The sequence below is a fragment of the Ruegeria sp. YTSA135 genome, assembly GCF_059610165.1.
On sequence record NZ_JBXWNC010000043.1, the window covers coordinates 1 to 1,434 of the forward strand.

Here is a 1,434-nt window from a genome sequence, read left to right on the forward strand (position 1 = left end):
GTCCGTTCGGTCTGTCCGAGGCTTTTTATCAGTCTGCTTTCAGTCTGCGTGTACGGGTAATCCTGCACCCAGTTAAAGTGGTCTGCCGCTGATGGGGCCATCGGTGCAAAGGGTGAATGACATGATGCAATCAGACGATTTCGGTTTTGGTACACAGATCCGCAAATCCCCTTATTTTGACGCGACCGTCCGCTGGGGCGCCAAGGGGTTTTCGGTTTACAACCACATGTACATCCCGCGCGATTTCGGCGATCCAGAGCAGAACTTCTGGAACCTCGTGAATGACGCGATCCTGTGCGACGTAGCGGTCGAGCGCCAGGTGGAGATCACCGGCCCGGATGCGGCAAAATTCGTGCAGATGCTGACCCCGCGCGACCTGTCGAAGATGGCGATTGGCCAGTGCAAATACATCCTGATCACCAATGCCGAAGGCGGCATCCTGAACGATCCGATCCTGCTGCGCCTTGCGGAAAATCATTTCTGGATCTCACTGGCAGACAGCGACATCCTGCTTTGGGCTCAGGGCGTCGCAGTGCATTCCGGCATGGATGTTACCATCGTCGAACCCGATGTCTCGCCGCTGCAGTTGCAGGGGCCGAAGTCGGGCGAAATCATGCGTGTGCTTTTTGGCGACGACATAATGGATCTAAAGTATTACTGGCTGCGCGAGGTCGATCTTGACGGCATTCCGCTTGTCGTGTCCCGCACAGGTTGGTCAAGCGAACTGGGTTACGAGCTTTACCTGCGCGACAGCGCCCATGGCGACGCGCTGTGGGAGCGGATCATGGCCGCCGGCATGGAATTCGGCCTCAAGCCCGGCCACACCTCTTCGATCCGCCGGATCGAAGGCGGAATGTTGTCCTATCACGCCGATGCCGACATCCACACCAACCCGTTCGAACTGGGCCTTGACCGGCTGGTCAATCTCGACACCGAGGCCGATTTCATCGGCAAAGCCGCGCTGCGCCGTATCAAAGAGGAAGGCGTAAGCCGCAGACAGGTTGGCCTGATCATCGACTGCAATCCGCTGGAGGGGCCGAACACAGCGTTCTGGGCGATCAACAAGGGTGACGAGACCATCGGCAAGGTGACGTCCGCCATCTATTCGCCGCGCCTGAAACAGAACATCGCGCTGGCCATGGTGTCTGTGGATCACGCCGTTCTCGGCTCGGATGTGGAAGTGGTGACCAAGTCGGGCCCGACCCGCGCCACCATGGTCGAATTCCCCTTCTACGACCCGAAAAAGAAAATCGCCGCCGCCTGAGCGCGTCCGGAAAGAAGAGTACTGAACCATGTCCGATCTTTCGATCCAACTGCACTGGCACCGCGCCGAACCCGTCCTGCAAACCGGAAAATACTCCAACGCGCACAGGGTTCAGTTCAAAAACAGCCACGAGGTAGAAGTGGACTCCGCCCCCGATTGGGGCGGCGATC

1 protein-coding gene is annotated in these 1,434 nt (G+C 58.4%); it reads left to right on the forward strand.

Going from position 1 to position 1,434, the window contains the following annotated elements; all coding sequences use genetic code 11:
- Positions 1–121: 121 nt before the first annotated feature.
- Positions 122–1,264: a glycine cleavage T C-terminal barrel domain-containing protein gene (locus AC2FIT_RS22515; RefSeq protein ID WP_496832644.1), complete on the forward strand. Its 1,143-nt coding sequence runs from the start codon at positions 122–124 to the stop codon at positions 1,262–1,264.
- The last annotated feature ends 170 nt before the right edge of the window (positions 1,265–1,434 follow it).

Coding starts and splice junctions, on each gene's coding strand:
- AC2FIT_RS22515 (WP_496832644.1), top strand. CDS start 122: ATGATGCAATCAGACGATTTCGGTTTTGGTACACAGATCCGCAAATCC.